Origin of the sequence: Mycobacterium mantenii (assembly GCF_001667865.1) — a bacterium.
GTDB lineage: Bacteria > Actinomycetota > Actinomycetes > Mycobacteriales > Mycobacteriaceae > Mycobacterium > Mycobacterium mantenii_A.
In genome coordinates, this window is sequence record NZ_LZJP01000089.1 from 34,243 (window position 1) to 49,861 (window position 15,619).

General features: G+C 66.4%; 14 protein-coding genes and 2 pseudogenes. 15 read left to right on the top strand and 1 reads right to left on the bottom strand.

All coding sequences use genetic code 11. The annotated features are described in order from the left end of the window. The first annotated feature begins 2 nt into the window (after positions 1-2). Both A5688_RS13975 and thrC read left to right on the top strand, forming a co-directional pair. Positions 3-1,328 (top strand): homoserine dehydrogenase, encoded by a 1,326-nt coding sequence (locus tag A5688_RS13975; protein ID WP_067911585.1) that lies wholly within the window; start codon positions 3-5, stop codon positions 1,326-1,328. Continuing rightward, positions 1,325-2,407, top strand: coding sequence for a threonine synthase (gene thrC, locus A5688_RS13980; RefSeq protein WP_067837791.1), 1,083 nt, complete (start codon positions 1,325-1,327; stop codon positions 2,405-2,407). The genes A5688_RS13975 and thrC overlap by 4 nt, the downstream gene beginning before the upstream one ends. Here thrC and A5688_RS28565 read toward each other — a convergent pair. Further along, positions 2,336-2,512 (bottom strand): annotated as a pseudogene (locus tag A5688_RS28565) (gamma-glutamyl-gamma-aminobutyrate hydrolase family protein); the annotation flags it as partial. The gene thrC and the pseudogene A5688_RS28565 overlap by 72 nt on opposite strands. A 103-nt stretch (positions 2,513-2,615) precedes the next feature. Between A5688_RS28565 and thrB the strand changes: the two are divergent. The 13 genes and pseudogenes from thrB to atpA all read left to right on the top strand — a co-directional run bounded on the left by thrB (position 2,616) and on the right by atpA (position 15,613). Then, entirely contained in the window at positions 2,616-3,551 is a 936-nt protein-coding gene (gene thrB / locus A5688_RS13985; RefSeq protein WP_067837794.1) for a homoserine kinase, read from the top strand. Positions 3,552-3,818: 267 nt separating this feature from the next. After that, on the top strand, positions 3,819-5,711 hold the full coding sequence (rho, locus tag A5688_RS13990; protein ID WP_067911582.1) for a transcription termination factor Rho: 1,893 nt from the start codon (positions 3,819-3,821) through the stop codon (positions 5,709-5,711). Between the two features lie 189 nt (positions 5,712-5,900). Beyond that, the gene (gene rpmE, locus A5688_RS13995) at positions 5,901-6,131 is read left to right on the top strand and encodes a 50S ribosomal protein L31 (protein ID WP_067837981.1); all 231 of its coding nucleotides are present in this window, start codon (positions 5,901-5,903) and stop codon (positions 6,129-6,131) included. Positions 6,132-6,230: 99 nt separating this feature from the next. Further along, positions 6,231-7,304, top strand: coding sequence for a peptide chain release factor 1 (prfA, locus tag A5688_RS14000; RefSeq protein WP_067911649.1), 1,074 nt, complete (start codon positions 6,231-6,233; stop codon positions 7,302-7,304). A gap of 45 nt (positions 7,305-7,349) precedes the next feature. Further along, positions 7,350-8,279: a peptide chain release factor N(5)-glutamine methyltransferase gene (gene prmC / locus A5688_RS14005; RefSeq protein ID WP_347503045.1), complete on the top strand. Its 930-nt coding sequence runs from the start codon at positions 7,350-7,352 to the stop codon at positions 8,277-8,279. Further along, positions 8,276-8,935 (top strand): L-threonylcarbamoyladenylate synthase, encoded by a 660-nt coding sequence (locus A5688_RS14010; RefSeq protein WP_067837806.1) that lies wholly within the window; start codon positions 8,276-8,278, stop codon positions 8,933-8,935. The genes prmC and A5688_RS14010 overlap by 4 nt, the downstream gene beginning before the upstream one ends. Then, positions 8,919-10,185, top strand: a pseudogene (locus A5688_RS14015) (glycosyltransferase family 4 protein). The gene A5688_RS14010 and the pseudogene A5688_RS14015 overlap by 17 nt, the downstream one beginning before the upstream one ends. A 216-nt stretch (positions 10,186-10,401) precedes the next feature. After that, on the top strand, positions 10,402-10,896 hold the full coding sequence (locus tag A5688_RS14020; protein WP_067837810.1) for an ATP synthase subunit I: 495 nt from the start codon (positions 10,402-10,404) through the stop codon (positions 10,894-10,896). Then, the gene (atpB, locus tag A5688_RS14025) at positions 10,889-11,647 is read left to right on the top strand and encodes a F0F1 ATP synthase subunit A (protein ID WP_067837814.1); all 759 of its coding nucleotides are present in this window, start codon (positions 10,889-10,891) and stop codon (positions 11,645-11,647) included. Before A5688_RS14020 ends, atpB begins: the two co-directional genes overlap by 8 nt. A gap of 81 nt (positions 11,648-11,728) precedes the next feature. Continuing rightward, positions 11,729-11,977 carry a F0F1 ATP synthase subunit C gene (locus A5688_RS14030; protein ID WP_024636915.1) on the top strand — a complete coding sequence of 83 codons (249 nt, stop codon included), beginning with the start codon at positions 11,729-11,731 and terminating at the stop codon, positions 11,975-11,977. 9 nt (positions 11,978-11,986) lie between these two features. After that, positions 11,987-12,520 carry a F0F1 ATP synthase subunit B gene (locus A5688_RS14035; RefSeq protein ID WP_067837817.1) on the top strand — a complete coding sequence of 178 codons (534 nt, stop codon included), beginning with the start codon at positions 11,987-11,989 and terminating at the stop codon, positions 12,518-12,520. A 6-nt stretch (positions 12,521-12,526) separates the two neighbouring features. Continuing rightward, positions 12,527-13,867, top strand: coding sequence for a F0F1 ATP synthase subunit B/delta (locus A5688_RS14040; RefSeq protein ID WP_067837820.1), 1,341 nt, complete (start codon positions 12,527-12,529; stop codon positions 13,865-13,867). A 69-nt stretch (positions 13,868-13,936) separates the two neighbouring features. After that, complete coding sequence (gene atpA / locus A5688_RS14045) at positions 13,937-15,613, top strand: F0F1 ATP synthase subunit alpha (RefSeq protein ID WP_067837821.1); 1,677 nt, start codon at positions 13,937-13,939, stop codon at positions 15,611-15,613. The last annotated feature ends 6 nt before the right edge of the window (positions 15,614-15,619 follow it).

Below are 15,619 nucleotides of genomic sequence, written 5' to 3' on the forward strand. Positions count from 1 at the left end.
CTGTGCCCCGTGACGAAAAGCCGGTCGGTGTAGCGGTACTCGGGTTGGGCAACGTCGGCAGCGAAGTTGTCCGCATTATCGAGGACAGCGCTGGCGACCTCGCCGCTCGTGTCGGCGCACCCCTGGTGTTGCGTGGCGTCGGAGTGCGCCGCGTCGCCGACGACCGCGGTGTCCCCGTCGAGTTACTCACCGATGACATCGAAGAGCTCGCCGCCCGTGACGACGTCGACATCGTCGTGGAACTGATGGGTCCGGTGGAGCCGGCCCGCAAGGCCATCCTGTGCGCCCTCGAGCACGGAAAATCGGTCGTCACGGCGAACAAGGCCTTGCTGGCCACCTCCACCGGCGAGTTGGCGCAGGCTGCCGAAAGCGCCCATGTCGACTTGTATTTCGAGGCGGCCGTCGCAGGCGCCATTCCGGTCATCCGTCCGCTCACGCAGTCGTTGGCGGGTGACACGGTGTTGCGGGTGGCCGGCATCGTCAACGGCACCACCAACTACATCCTGTCCGCGATGGACAGCACCGGGGCCGACTACGAAACCGCGCTGGCCGAAGCCAGCGCGCTGGGCTACGCCGAGGCCGATCCCACCGCCGACGTCGAGGGCTACGACGCCGCGGCCAAGGCGGCGATCCTGGCGTCCATCGCGTTTCACACCCGGGTGACCGCCGACGACGTCTACCGCGAAGGCATCACCAAAGTCACCCCGGCCGACTTCGAGTCGGCCCGAGCCCTGGGATGCACCATCAAGCTGCTGTCCATCTGCGAGCGGATCACGACCGACGATGGGCAGGAGCGGGTTTCGGCGCGCGTCTATCCGGCACTGGTGCCGTTGTCGCACCCGCTGGCCACCGTCAACGGAGCCTTCAACGCGGTGGTGGTCGAGGCCAAGGCCTCCGGCCGGCTGATGTTCTACGGTCAGGGCGCCGGCGGCGCGCCGACTGCCTCCGCGGTGGCCGGCGACATGGTGATGGCCGCGCGCAACCGGGTGTTGGGCAGCCGCGGGCCCAAGGAATCCAAGTATGCCCAACTTCCTGTCGCCCCAATGGGTTTCATCTCAACGCGCTACTACGTCAGCATGAACGTCGCCGACAAGCCGGGCGTGTTGTCCGCGGTCGCGGCCGAATTCGCCAAGCGCGAGGTGAGCATCGCCGAGGTCCGTCAGGAAGGCGTCGCGGACGAGGACGGGCGACGGGTGGGCGCACGCATTGTGGTGGTCACCCACACCGCCACGGATGCCGCGCTGTCCGAAACCGTGGATGCGCTGGCCGATTTGGATGTCGTGCAGAGCGTGACCAGCGTGCTGCGACTGGAAGGGACCGACCTATGAGTGCCCCGCGCACCGCCGTCCACAAGCCGTGGCCCGGCCTCATCGAGGCGTACCGGGACCGGTTACCGGTGGGCGACGACTGGACCCCGGTCACCCTGCTCGAGGGCGGCACCCCGCTGATCGTGGCGGGCCGGATCTCGGAAAAGACCGGCTGCAGCGTCCATCTCAAGGTGGAGGGCCTCAACCCCACCGGCTCCTTCAAGGACCGGGGCATGACGATGGCGGTCACCGATGCGCTGGCGCGCGGCCAGCAGGCGGTGCTGTGCGCGTCGACCGGGAACACCTCGGCGTCGGCGGCGGCGTACGCGGCGCGCGCCGGGATCACCTGTGCGGTGCTGATTCCGCAGGGCAAGATCGCGATGGGCAAGCTGGCGCAGGCGGTTATGCACGGCGCCAAGATCATCCAGATCGATGGCAACTTCGACGACTGCCTGGAACTGGCCCGCAAGATGGCCGCAGACTTTCCGACCATCGCCCTGGTCAACTCGGTCAACCCGGTGCGCATCGAGGGCCAGAAGACGGCGGCGTTCGAGATCGTCGACGCGCTGGGTACCGCGCCCGACGTGCACGCCCTGCCGGTCGGCAACGCGGGAAACATCACCGCGTACTGGAAGGGGTACACCGAGTACCACCACGAAGGCCTGATCGAGAAGTTGCCGCGGATGCTGGGCACCCAGGCGGCCGGCGCGGCCCCGTTGGTGAACGGCGCACCGGTCAAGAACCCGGAGACGATCGCGACCGCGATCCGGATCGGCGCGCCGGCGTCGTGGACGGCGGCCGTTGACGCGCAGAAGCAATCGAATGGCCGCTTCCTGGCGGCGACCGACGAGGAGATCCTGGCCGCCTACCACCTGGTTGCCGAGTCCGAAGGCGTCTTCGTCGAACCCGCCTCGGCGGCCAGCATCGCGGGACTGCTCAAGGCCGTCGACGACGGCTGGGTGGCCCGCGGGTCGACCGTCGTGTGCACGGTGACCGGCAACGGCCTCAAGGACCCCGACACCGCGCTGCGGGACATGCCAACCGTGACGCCGCTGCCGGTGGACCCGGTCCTGGTGGTCGAAAAGCTGGGGCTGGCCTAGTGGCGATCGCAAGCGCGGCGAAGCCGGGTGCAGCGGGTCGCCGCGCATCAGACGTAGTGGCGATCGCAAGCGCGGCGAAGCCGGGCGCAGCGGGTCGCCGCGCATCAGACGTAGTGGCGATCGCAAGCGCGGCGAAGCCGGGTGCAGCGGGTCGCCCTGTGGTGGCCCGCATGCGCGTGCGCACGACGAAAGGCTGTTGATGACCCCGATGCTGCCCGCCGGGCTGGTGGCCAGCGCCGTGGTATCGGCGTCCAGCGCCAATCTTGGGCCCGGCTTCGACAGCATCGGTCTTGCGTTGAGCCTCTATGACGAAATCACTGTTGAGACAACCGATTCCGGCTTAAATGTGTTGGTCGAGGGCGAGGGGGCGGGTCAGCTCCCGACGGGCCCCGAACACTTGGTGGCGCGTGCCCTGCAGTGCGGGCTGGGCGCCATCGGGGTCCGCGCACCGGGCCTGGTGGTGCGCTGCCGCAACGCCATCCCGCATTCGCGCGGCCTCGGCTCCTCCGCGGCGGCGGTGGTCGGCGGCCTAGCCGCCGCGAACGGCCTTGCCGCACAGACTGATTGGACACCGCTCGACACCGCCCAGCTGATCCAGCTGTCTTCGGAATTCGAGGGTCACCCCGACAACGCGGCGGCCGCCGTGTTGGGTGGTGCGGTCGTTTCGTGGGTTGACCGTGGTGGCGACCGGCCCCGGTACGCGGCGGTGCCGCTGCGGCTGCACCCCGATATCCGCCTGTACTCCGCGATCCCCGAGGAACGCTCGCTCACCGCGGAAACCCGCGTGCTGCTGCCCGCGCAGGTCAGCCACGAGGACGCGCGCTTCAATGTCAGCCGCACCGCGTTGCTGGTGGTGGCGCTCACCGAACGTCCGGACCTGCTGATGGCGGCCACCGAAGACGTGCTGCATCAGCCGCAGCGTGCGCCGGCCATGCCGGCCTCGGCGGAATATTTGCGACTGCTGCGACGTCATAATGTGGCAGCCACGCTTTCCGGGGCTGGTCCATCGCTGATCGCGCTGGCCACGGCATCGGAGTTGCCCCCAGAAGTGGTGGAGTACGGGGCCGCCAATGGATTTACCATCACCGAAATGACCGCTGGCGAACCAGTTCGCTGGAGCCCGGGGGTCACCGTCGTCGGTTGATCCACAGCGTGGCCGGAGGGTTTGCTTGCTTCCCGCAAGGATGGGGGCTATCCTCGGACCCGTCCAGCAATCGCAGCATCTGCATCTGCATCCATACTGCCTTGCCGCTAGGACAACACCAATTCTTCTTGTGGACGAGGTTCGCCGTTTACTCCGCCGATCCAGGCGATCACCGTTGCAGAGTCGATGATTGGGCGCACTCGGCGATTTGCCTGAATGCAACGAACCTCCCGTATGACCTGATCAGCGGGGGAAGAAAGGAAATCCGTGACCGATACGGACCTGTTCACGGCTGGCGAAAACACTGACGCCAATCACCTGTCGAATGCCGTGACCACAGACACTCCAGACGCGAAACCCAACGTCTCGGGAGGTGCGCTGTCCACGATGGTGCTGCCCGAGCTACGCGCGCTGGCTAATCAAGTTGGCGTCAAAGGGACGTCGGGTATGCGTAAGAACGAACTGATCGCCGCGATCAAGGAAGTCCGGGGACAGGCCAACGGCTCACCCGCCAATGGCACCAAGTCCGCTGAGGCGGGCGGCAAGTCGGACAACCAGGACAACGCCAAGAGCGACAACGCCAAGAGTGACGACGACAGCGCCGAAGCGCCGGCCGCCAAGGGCGACCAGAACGGTACGACCACCGAGGCGCCCCGCCGCGAACGACGCGGCGCTTCCCGCGAGGCGGGATCGGCCGCCCGCGGCAACGACGCCCGCGGCAACGACGAGGCCGACCGCGAGGGTTCGGGCAACCGGGAGGGCGCGTCCACCGGTGAGGCCGACCGGCGCGAGAAACCCAAACGCGACAACCAGAATGACGACCGCGGCCAAGACGGCGGCGGCGACCAGGATCAGAACTCGGGCGGCCAGCAGGGTCGCGGCGGTTCGAACCAGCAGGACGACGACGGCGAGGGCCGTCAGGGTCGGCGGGGACGCCGCTTCCGTGACCGCGATCGCCGTCGTCGGGGCGAGCGATCGGGCGAGGGCGGCGATGCCGAACTCCGCGAAGACGACGTCGTTCAACCGGTGGCCGGCATCCTTGACGTTCTCGACAATTACGCGTTCGTGCGCACGTCCGGTTACCTGGCCGGTCCGCACGATGTCTACGTGTCGATGAACATGGTGCGCAAGAACGGCCTGCGCCGCGGCGACGCGGTGACCGGCGCGGTCCGCGTGCCGAAAGACGGCGAACAGCCCAACCAGCGGCAGAAATTCAACCCGTTGGTGCGTCTGGACAGCGTCAACGGTGGGCCAGTCGAGGACGCCAAGAAGCGGCCCGATTTCTCCAAGATGACCCCGTTGTACCCCAACCAGCGGCTGCGTCTGGAAACCACTCCCGACCGGCTGACCACGCGGGTCATCGACCTGATCATGCCGATCGGAAAGGGCCAGCGTGCGCTGATCGTGTCGCCGCCAAAGGCGGGTAAGACGACGATCCTGCAGGACATCGCCAACGCGATCACCAAGAACAACCCGGAATGCCACCTCATGGTCGTGCTCGTCGACGAGCGGCCCGAGGAGGTCACCGATATGACTCGTTCGGTCAAGGGTGAGGTCATCGCCTCCACCTTCGACCGGCCGCCTTCGGATCACACCGCGGTCGCCGAGCTGGCGATCGAGCGGGCAAAGCGGTTGGTTGAGCAGGGTAAAGACGTCGTCGTGCTGCTGGACTCGATCACCCGCCTCGGGCGCGCCTACAACAATGCGTCGCCGGCGTCGGGCCGGATCCTGTCCGGCGGTGTCGATTCGACCGCGCTGTACCCGCCCAAGCGGTTCCTGGGCGCCGCCCGAAACATCGAGGAAGGCGGATCGCTGACGATCATCGCCACCGCGATGGTCGAGACCGGATCCACCGGTGACACGGTCATCTTCGAGGAGTTCAAGGGCACCGGTAACGCCGAGCTCAAGCTGGACCGCAAGATCTCCGAGCGGCGGGTCTTCCCGGCGGTCGACGTGAACCCGTCGGGTACCCGCAAGGACGAGCTGCTGCTGTCGCCGGACGAGTTCGCGATCGTGCACAAGCTGCGCCGCGTGCTGTCGGGTCTGGACTCTCACCAGGCCATCGACCTCCTGATGTCGCAGCTGCGCAAGACCAAGAACAACTACGAGTTCCTGGTCCAGGTGTCCAAGACGACACCCGGGGCGATGGACAACGACTAGACCACGGGCCAGATCCGAGACCAGATCCGGTCACCGGGAATGCACGGGCGCAGCTCGCTGTTTGGGATGATGGTGGTTGACCTGGCATAATCGGGGCTCGATTATCCGTCAACCGCCTGAGGTTCGGAGTTCACGCCCGACCGTCCGAGTTTGGACGGGGGCGGGCGGCAAACGATCGAAGAGGACATGATGAAAGCTGACATTCACCCCGCCTACGCGGAGACCACGGTGCTCTGCGGGTGTGGCAACACCTTCCAGACGCGCAGCACCAAGGACGGCGGGCGCATCGTCGTCGAGGTCTGCTCGCAGTGCCACCCCTTCTACACCGGTAAGCAGAAGATCCTCGACAGCGGTGGCCGCGTGGCCCGCTTCGAGAAGCGGTACGGCAAGCGCAACGCCGGATCCGCCGCCGACAAATAGCTCGGTTACCGACGCCCGAACTGTGTGTACCGTCGCACAGGCCGGGCGTCGGTTTGCGTTTGCGGTGATGACGGGCGAACCGGGGCAGGAGGTGTGGCTTTGACCAAGCCGGTACAGACCATTGACGTGCTGCTGGCCGAGCACGCCGACCTCGAGCGCCGGCTGGCGGACCCCGAATTGCACACCAATCCCGACGAGGCCCGCAAAGCCGGACGGCGGTTCGCTCGCCTGGCCCCGATCGTCAGCACCTACCGCAAGCTGGTCTCCGCGCGCGACGACCTGGAAACGGCGCGAGAGCTGGCCGCCGACGACGCGTCCTTCGCCGCCGAGGTGGCGGATTTGGAAACCCAGGTGGCCGAGCTGGACACCCAACTGACCGACATGCTGGCCCCGCGCGACCCGCATGACGCCGACGACATCTTGCTCGAGGTCAAATCCGGTGAAGGCGGCGAAGAATCGGCCTTGTTCGCCGCCGATCTGGCCCGGATGTACATCCGCTACGCCGAGCGGCACGGCTGGACCGTCACCGTGCTGGACGAAACCACCTCGGACCTGGGCGGTTATAAGGACGCGACGCTGTCCATCGCCAGCAAGGGTGACACGGCCGACGGGGTCTGGTCGCGGATGAAATTCGAGGGCGGGGTGCACCGGGTGCAGCGCGTCCCGGTGACGGAATCCCAAGGCCGCGTTCATACCTCGGCGGCCGGTGTGCTGGTGTATCCCGAACCCGAAGAAGTCGGCGAGGTGCAGATCGACGAGTCGGACCTGCGCATCGACGTCTACCGCTCGTCGGGCAAGGGCGGCCAGGGCGTCAACACCACAGACTCCGCGGTGCGCATCACGCACCTGCCCACCGGCATCGTCGTCACCTGCCAGAACGAGCGGTCGCAGCTGCAGAACAAGGCCCGCGCGCTGCAGGTCCTGGCCGCTCGTCTGCAGGCCTTGGCCGAAGAGCAGGCACTGGCGGATGCCTCGGCGGACCGGGCCAGCCAGATCCGCACCGTGGACCGCAGCGAACGCATCCGCACCTACAACTTCCCGGAAAACCGGATCGCGGACCACCGCATCAATTTCAAGTCGCACAACCTCGATCAGGTCCTCGACGGCGACCTGGACGCCTTGTTCGACGCCCTGGCCGCCGCCGACAAGCAGACCCGGCTACAACAGGCATGACGTCCCGCGACGATGCAGGGTGAAGCGATGAGCAGAAGCGGGACTATCCAGCTCAGTCTGAGGCGCGCGATCGACGATGCTGCGGCCACCCTTGCCGAAGCGGGAATCGATTCCGCGCGTTGGGATGCCGAGCAGCTGGCCGCGCACCTGGCGGGGACCGACCGCGGGCGCCTGCCCCTGCTGGAGTCGCCCGGCGAGGACTTCTACGGGCGTTACCGCGACGTCGTGGCGGCGCGTGCACAGCGGGTGCCCCTGCAGCATCTCCTGGGGGCCGCGCCGTTCGGGCCGGTGCTGCTGCACGTCGGCCCCGGGGTTTTCATCCCCCGTCCCGAGACCGAGGCCCTGCTGGAATGGGCGATTGCGCAACAATTCGCGTCACAATCCGTCATCGTCGATCTGTGCACCGGTTCGGGCGCATTGGCGGTGGCACTGGCCCACCATCGGCCGGCGGCGCGAATACTCGCCATCGATAACTCCGACGCCGCGCTCGAGTACGCGCGCCGCAACGCGCAGGCCACGGCGATCGAGCTGCTGCGCGCCGACGTCACGGAGCTGGCTTCCGAGCCGGGCCTGCTCGCCGAACTGGACGGCCGGGTCGACATGGTGGTGGCCAACCCGCCCTACGTTCCCGACGATGCCGTGCTGGATCCCGAAGTCGCGCAACATGATCCACACCAGGCGGTGTTCGGCGGACCGGACGGACTGGCGGTGATCGCCCCTCTCGTCCGTCTCGCCGGCCGCTGGCTGCGCCCCGGTGGATTGATCGGCGTCGAGCACGACGACACCACCTCGGCGCAGACGGTGGAATTGTTCGATCGCACAAGAGAATTCGACGACATCCGGGCCCGGCACGATCTGACCGGGCGGCCGCGATTCGTGACAGCGCGCAGGAAGGTCACAGCGGGGGAGAGCGGCGCACGTGACTCGCGTCGAGACGATGCAGAGCGAAGCGATGAGGAGGAGCGGCGCACGTGACTGACGTCTTCGACTGTGCCGATCCCGCCCAGCGCTCACAAGGCATCGCCGCGGCCGCGGGGGCGCTCAAGGGCGGTCGACTGGTCGTCATGCCGACCGACACGGTGTACGGCATCGGCGCCGACGCGTTCAACAGCGCCGCGGTCTCCGCGTTGCTGTCGGCAAAGGGCCGCGGCCGTGACATGCCGGTGGGTGTGCTGGTCGGTTCCTGGCACACGATCGAGGGGCTCGTCTACACCATGCCCGACGGGGCCCGCGATTTGATCCGCGCCTTCTGGCCGGGCGCGTTGAGCCTCGTGGTGACGCAGGCGCCGTCGTTGCAGTGGGACCTCGGCGACGCGCGGGGCACCGTGATGTTGCGAATGCCACTGCATCCCGTCGCCATCGAACTGTTGCGTGAGGTTGGGCCCCTGGCGGTGTCCAGCGCCAACGTCTCCGGCCGTCCGGCCGCCGTGGACGCCAACGAGGCACGCAGCCAGCTCGGCGATCTGGTCGACGTCTACCTGGAAGCGGGTCCGGCCGATCAGGGCGCCGCCTCGACGATCGTCGACCTGACCGGTGCCACGCCGCGGATTCTGCGGCCGGGGCCGGTGAGCGTCGAGCGAATCGCGGAAGTGCTCGCGGTCGATCCGGAAAGCCTTGCCGCCCCGGCCTGACTGGAGCGGTTGTCGAGGTCCCAGGTTTGTCCAGTACGGTCTCGGTGATGTCCAGCGACGTGACCAACCTCGCCGGTGGTTTGCTCGCCTTGGCCGACCGCGGCGCCGGCGTCCCGCTTCGTGAGCTGGCGCTGGTGGGATTGACCGCAGCGATCATCACGTACTTCGCGACCGGACCTGTCCGGGTGCTGGCGACGCGGCTGGGCGCGGTCGCCTATCCGCGCGAGCGCGACGTCCACGTGACGCCGACCCCCCGGATGGGCGGGCTGGCGATGTTTCTCGGCGTTATCACGGCGGTCTTCCTGGCGTCGCAGCTCCCGGCGCTCACCCGTGGGTTCGTCTACTCCACCGGGATGCCCGCGGTCCTGGTGGCCGGCGCGGTGATCATGGGCATCGGCCTGATCGACGACCGTTGGGGCCTCGATGCTTTGACCAAGTTCGCCGGTCAGATCACCGCGGCCAGCGTGCTGGTCACCATGGGCGTGGCGTGGAGCGTGCTCTACATACCCATCGGCGGCGTGGGCACCATCGTGCTCGACCAGGCCTCGTCGATCCTGTTGACCCTGGCGCTGACCGTGTCGGTCGTCAACGCGATGAACTTCGTCGACGGCCTCGACGGTCTGGCCGCCGGGCTGGGGCTGATCACCGCGCTCGCCATCTGCATGTTCTCGGTCGGGCTGCTGCGCGACCACGGCGGCGACGTCCTGTTCTATCCGCCCGCGGTGATTTCGGTGGTGCTGGCCGGGGCCTGTCTGGGCTTTCTGCCGCACAACTTCCATCGGGCCAAGATCTTCATGGGCGATTCCGGCTCGATGCTGATCGGTCTGATGCTCTCGGCTGCGTCGACGACGGCCGCGGGTCCCGTCTCGCAGAACGCCTACGGCGCTCGCGACGTGTTTGTCCTACTGTCGCCGTTCCTCCTGGTGGCCGCGGTCATCTTCGTGCCGATGCTCGATTTGCTGCTGGCGATCGTGCGCCGCACCCGCGCGGGCCGCAGCGCGTTCAGCCCCGACAAGATGCACCTGCATCACCGGTTGCTGCAGATCGGCCATTCGCACCGCCGGGTGGTGTTGCTGATCTACCTGTGGGTGGGGATCGTCGCGTTCGGCGCCGCCAGCACAATCTTTTTCCGTCCCCGCGACACCGCGGCGGTGATGCTGGGCGCCATTGTGGTGGCCGGCATCGCGACGGCGATCCCGTTGCTACGCCGCGGCGACGACTACGAAGACGAGGAGTACGACAGGCGGTAGTAGTGGGGTTCGCGGTGTGGTACGGTGCTGGTAGAACCCCAAAAAGCCGCGCAGGCTACCGGTCCATCGGAGGCTGATCCGATCGGGCTGGTTCAAGACCGGCCACGGGAGATACCCCTTGGGTGCTTCAACTGTGACGTGCGATACGCTCGGCGGGCCACCGATCAGTCGGTCGGAGGGGTTCCCGTTCCATCAACCTGGGATTGAGGTGCTGCAGTGACGACACCAGCGCAGGACGCGCCGTTGGTGTTTCCCTCTGTTGCCTTTCGCCCGGTTCGGCTCTTCGCGATCAGCGTTGCCATCACAGCGGTGGCGGTGCTCGCCGCCGGACTGTCCGGTCACCTGATGGTCGGAGTCTTCTTCGGGGCCGGGCTTCTCCTGGGTTTGCTCAACGCGGTATTGGTACGTCGCTCGGTCGAGTCGATCACCGCCAAGGATCACCCGCTGAAAAGGTCGATGGCGGTCAACTCGGCGTCACGCCTGGCCATCATCACCGTCATCGCGCTGATCATCGCCTACGTCTTTCGGCCGACCGGCCTGGGCATCATGTTCGGATTGGCGCTTTTCCAGGTCCTCTTAGTCGCCTCGACGGCGCTTCCGGTGTGGAAGAAGCTGCGCGCCGGCGACTGGGCGGCGCCTTCGGACGGTGCCGAGGGCGGCGCGATCGCAGGATCGGAAGGACCGGAAGGAAGGAACACCACCGATGCCTGAGACGACGTTCCTGGCCGAGGCCGCCATCGAGGTCGGCGAGCACACCCACGCGAAGTGGCTGGGCATGACCGTCAACACCGACACGATTCTGGCGACCGGGATCGCCGCGGTGATCGTGTTGGCACTGGCCTTCTTCCTGCGCGCGAAGATCACCTCCACCGGCGTGCCCAGCGGCGTTCAGCTGTTCTGGGAAGCCATCACCGTCCAGATGCGCGATCAGATCGAGAGCGCGGTCGGCATGCGGATCGCACCGTTCGTGTTGCCGCTGGCCGTCACCATCTTCGTGTTCATCCTGATCTCCAACTGGCTGTCGGTGCTTCCGCTGCAGTACACCGACTCCTCCGGGCACACCACCGAACTGTTGAAGTCGGCGGCCGCGGACATCAATTACGTTCTGGCGCTGGCCCTCTTCGTGTTCGTCTGCTACCACGTCGCGGGCATCTGGCGCCGCGGCGTCATCGGGCACCCGCTGGCCGTGCTCAAGGGCCACGTGGCGTTCTTGGCGCCGATCAACCTGGTCGAAGAGCTCGCCAAGCCAATCTCGTTGTCTCTCCGACTTTTCGGCAACATCTTCGCCGGCGGCATCCTGGTCGCGCTGATCGCGCTGTTCCCGCCGTACATCATGTGGGCGCCAAACGCCATCTGGAAGGCCTTCGACCTGTTCGTCGGCGCGATCCAGGCCTTCATCTTCTCGATCCTGACCATCTTGTACTTCAGTCAAGCCATGGAGATCGAGGATCACCATGACTGAGACCACGAATTGTTCTGACCCACGCACCATTACAGAGACCTGGTAGACCCCTACCAGATATCAAGGAGGATAAGAATGGCTCTGGACCCCCAAGTCGCTGCCGCTGCACTCATCGGCGGTGGACTCATCATGGGCGGCGGCGCGATCGGTGCCGGTATCGGTGACGGTATCGCCGGTAACGCGCTGGTTTCCGGCATCGCCCGGCAGCCCGAAGCGCAAGGCCGGTTGTTTACGCCGTTCTTCATCACCGTCGGTCTGGTTGAGGCGGCCTACTTCATCAACCTGGCCTTCATGGCGCTGTTCGTCTTCGCTACACCCGTCGGCACCTAGTCCGCTGCGATGGGTGACGCAAGTCTGAGCGTTCTGGCATCCAGCCAGGTGCTGGCCGAGGGAGGTAACAACTTCCTCGTTCCCAACGGCACCTTCTTCTTCGTGCTGGCCATCTTCCTGATCGTGCTAGCGGTCATCGGCACATTCGTGGTGCCGCCGGTCATGAAGGTGTTGCGCGAGCGCGACGCCATGATCGCCAAGACGGCTGCCGACAACAAGAAGGCGGCCGAGCAGTTCGAAGCGGCCAAGGCCGACTACGAAGAAGCCCTGACCGAGGCGCGGGTTCAGGCGTCGTCGCTGCGCGACAACGCTCGCGCCGAAGGTCGTAAGGTGGTTGAAGACGCGCGCGCCCGTGCCGAACAACAGGTGATGTCGACGTTGCAAATGGCATCCGAGCAATTGAAGCGGGAGAGGGACGCCGTGGAACTGGATCTGCGTGCCAACGTGGCGTCCATGTCGGCGACGTTGGCCAGTCGAATCCTCGGCGTCGACGTCGCCCCCGCCGCCGCGACCACATCCGCGACCAAGACATCCGGACGGTAATCACGTATGTCGACTTTCATCGGCCAGTTGGTGGGCTTTGCGGCCATCGTGTTTCTGGTGGTGCGTTACGTCGTGCCACCGGTGCGTCGGCTCATGGCCACGCGGCAAGACGCCGTGCGCCAACAGTTGAAAGATGCTGCGACGGCAAGCGATCGGCTGACCGAGTCGACCACGGCGCACAGCAAGGCCGTGGAAGCCGCCAAGACGGAGGCCGAACGGGTCGTCGAGGAGGCCCAGACGGATGCGGGCCGCATCGGCGAACAGCTGCGGGCCCAGGCTGATGTCGAGTCCGAACGCATCACCACACAGGGCAGTCGCCAGGTCGACCTGTTGCGCACCCAGCTGAGCCGACAGCTCCGTTTGGAACTGGGCCACGAGGCGGTGCGCCAGGCGGGCGAGTTGGTGCGCAACTACGTCGCCGACTCGGCACAGCAGTCGGCCACCGTCGACCGGTTCATCGACGAGCTCGACGCTATGGCGCCGGCGTCCGCCGACGTCCAGTATCCGTTGATGACCAAGATGCGCTCGTCGAGTCGGGTCGCACTGGGCAATCTCTCCGATCGGTTCGGCACCATCGCCAAAGACCTTGACAGCAAGGGGCTTTCGACTCTCTCCAGTGAACTGGTGGCGGTGGCTCAGATGCTGGACCGCGAGATCGTCATCACGCGGTACCTCACCGTGCCCGCCGAGGACGGGGCCCCCAGGGTCCGATTGATCGAGCGGCTGGTTTCCGGCAAGGTCGGCGACACCACACTCGATGTGCTGCGCGCGGCGGTGTCGGAGCGGTGGTCGGCCAACTCCGACCTCATCGACGCCATCGAACACGTGTCTCGGCAAGCGCTGCTCGAAGTCGCCGAGCGTGAGGACAAAGTCGACGAGGTCGAAGAACAGTTGTTCCGGTTCTCCCGCATCCTCGACGCGCAGCCGCGGCTCTCCATCCTGTTGGGTGACTACGCCGTTCCGGTAGAAGGCCGGGTTGACTTGCTGCGCAAGGTGCTTGACAGCGCAAGCACCAGAGTCAACCCCATTGTGGCCGCGCTGCTGACCCAGACGGTCGAGCTGCTCAAGGGTCAGCCGGCCGAGGAGGCCGTTCAGTTCCTGACCGAAGTCGCCGTGGCGCGCCGCGGCGAGATCGTCGCCCAGGTCCGGGCGGCGGCCGAACTCAGCGACGGTCAGCGGTCGCGCCTCATCGATGTGCTCAACCGCATCTACGGTCACCCCGTGGCGATCCAGCTGCAGATCGATGCCGAACTACTGGGTGGCCTGCTCATCTCCGTGGCTGACGAAGTGATCGACGGGACACTCGCTTCTCGCCTTGCCGCGGCCGAGGCGCAATTGCCCGATTGACACCAACCATTCATCACAAACCTATTACGACACACGCGATACCAAGATCAAGTAGGAAGACGAAAAGCCATGGCCGAGTTGACAATCTCCGCTGATGACATCCAGAGCGCCATCGAGGAGTACGTAGGCTCTTTCACGTCCGACACCTCCCGGGAAGAGGTCGGTACCGTCACCGAGGCCGGAGACGGCATCGCGCACGTCGAAGGCCTGCCCTCGGTCATGACCCAGGAACTGCTCGAGTTCCCCGGCGGCGTCCTCGGCGTCGCACTCAACCTCGACGAGCACAGCGTCGGTGCGGTGATCCTGGGTGACTTCGAGAAGATCGAAGAGGGCCAACAGGTCAAGCGCACCGGTGAAGTCTTGTCGGTTCCGGTCGGCGACGCGTTCCTGGGACGCGTCGTCAACCCGCTGGGCCATCCGATCGACGGCCGCGGGGACATCGACACCGACATCCGCCGCGCGCTGGAGATCCAGGCGCCGTCGGTGGTGCAGCGACAGAGCGTGAGCGAGCCGCTGCAGACCGGCATCAAGGCCATCGACGCGATGACCCCGATCGGTCGCGGCCAGCGTCAGCTGATCATCGGCGACCGCAAGACCGGCAAGACCGCGGTCTGCGTGGACACCATCCTCAACCAGCGGGAGAACTGGGAGAGCGGCGACGAGCGCAAGCAGGTGCGCTGCGTGTACGTGGCCATCGGCCAGAAGGGCACCACGATCGCGTCGGTGCGGCGCGCCCTGGAAGAGGGCGGCGCGATGGACTACACCACCATCGTCGCGGCGCCGGCATCCGACTCCGCCGGCTTCAAATGGCTTGCGCCGTACACGGGTTCGGCGATCGCCCAGCACTGGATGTACGACGGCAAGCACGTGCTGATCGTCTTCGACGACTTGAGCAAGCAGGCCGAGGCGTACCGGGCGATCTCGTTGTTGCTGCGCCGCCCGCCGGGTCGCGAGGCGTACCCCGGCGACGTGTTCTACCTGCACTCGCGCCTGTTGGAGCGCTGCGCCAAGCTGTCCGACGAGCTCGGTGGCGGCTCGCTGACCGGGTTGCCGATCATCGAGACCAAGGCCAACGACATCTCGGCCTACATTCCCACCAACGTCATCTCCATCACCGACGGGCAGTGCTTCCTGGAATCCGACCTGTTCAACCAGGGTGTGCGGCCGGCCATCAACGTCGGTGTGTCGGTGTCCCGCGTGGGTGGTGCGGCGCAGATCAAGGCCATGAAGGAAGTTGCCGGCTCGCTGCGACTGGACTTGTCGCAGTACCGCGAACTGGAATCCTTTGCCGCCTTCGCCTCGGACCTGGACGCGACGTCCAAGGCGCAGCTGGAGCGCGGCGAGCGCCTGGTCGAACTGCTCAAGCAGCCGCAGTACCAGCCCATGCCCGTTGAGGAGCAGGTGGTCTCGATCTTCCTGGGCACCGGCGGTCACCTGGACTCGGTGCCGGTCGAGGACGTCCGGCGGTTCGAGACGGAGCTGTTGGACCACATGCGGGCTTCGGAGGAAAAGTTCCTGACCGGCGTCCGCGACAGCGGAAAGCTCTCGGAAGAGGGCGAGAACCAGCTCACCGAAATCATCAAGAACTTCAAGAAGGGCTTCGCGGCCACCGGCGGCGCCTCGGTGGTGCCCGACGAGCACGTCGAGCCCTTGGACGAAGAGGATCTGGCGAAGGAGTCCGTACAGGTCAAGAAGGAGAAGCCGAAGAAGGAATCCAAGAAGGCCTCCGGCAAGGACAAGAAGTAGCTACCG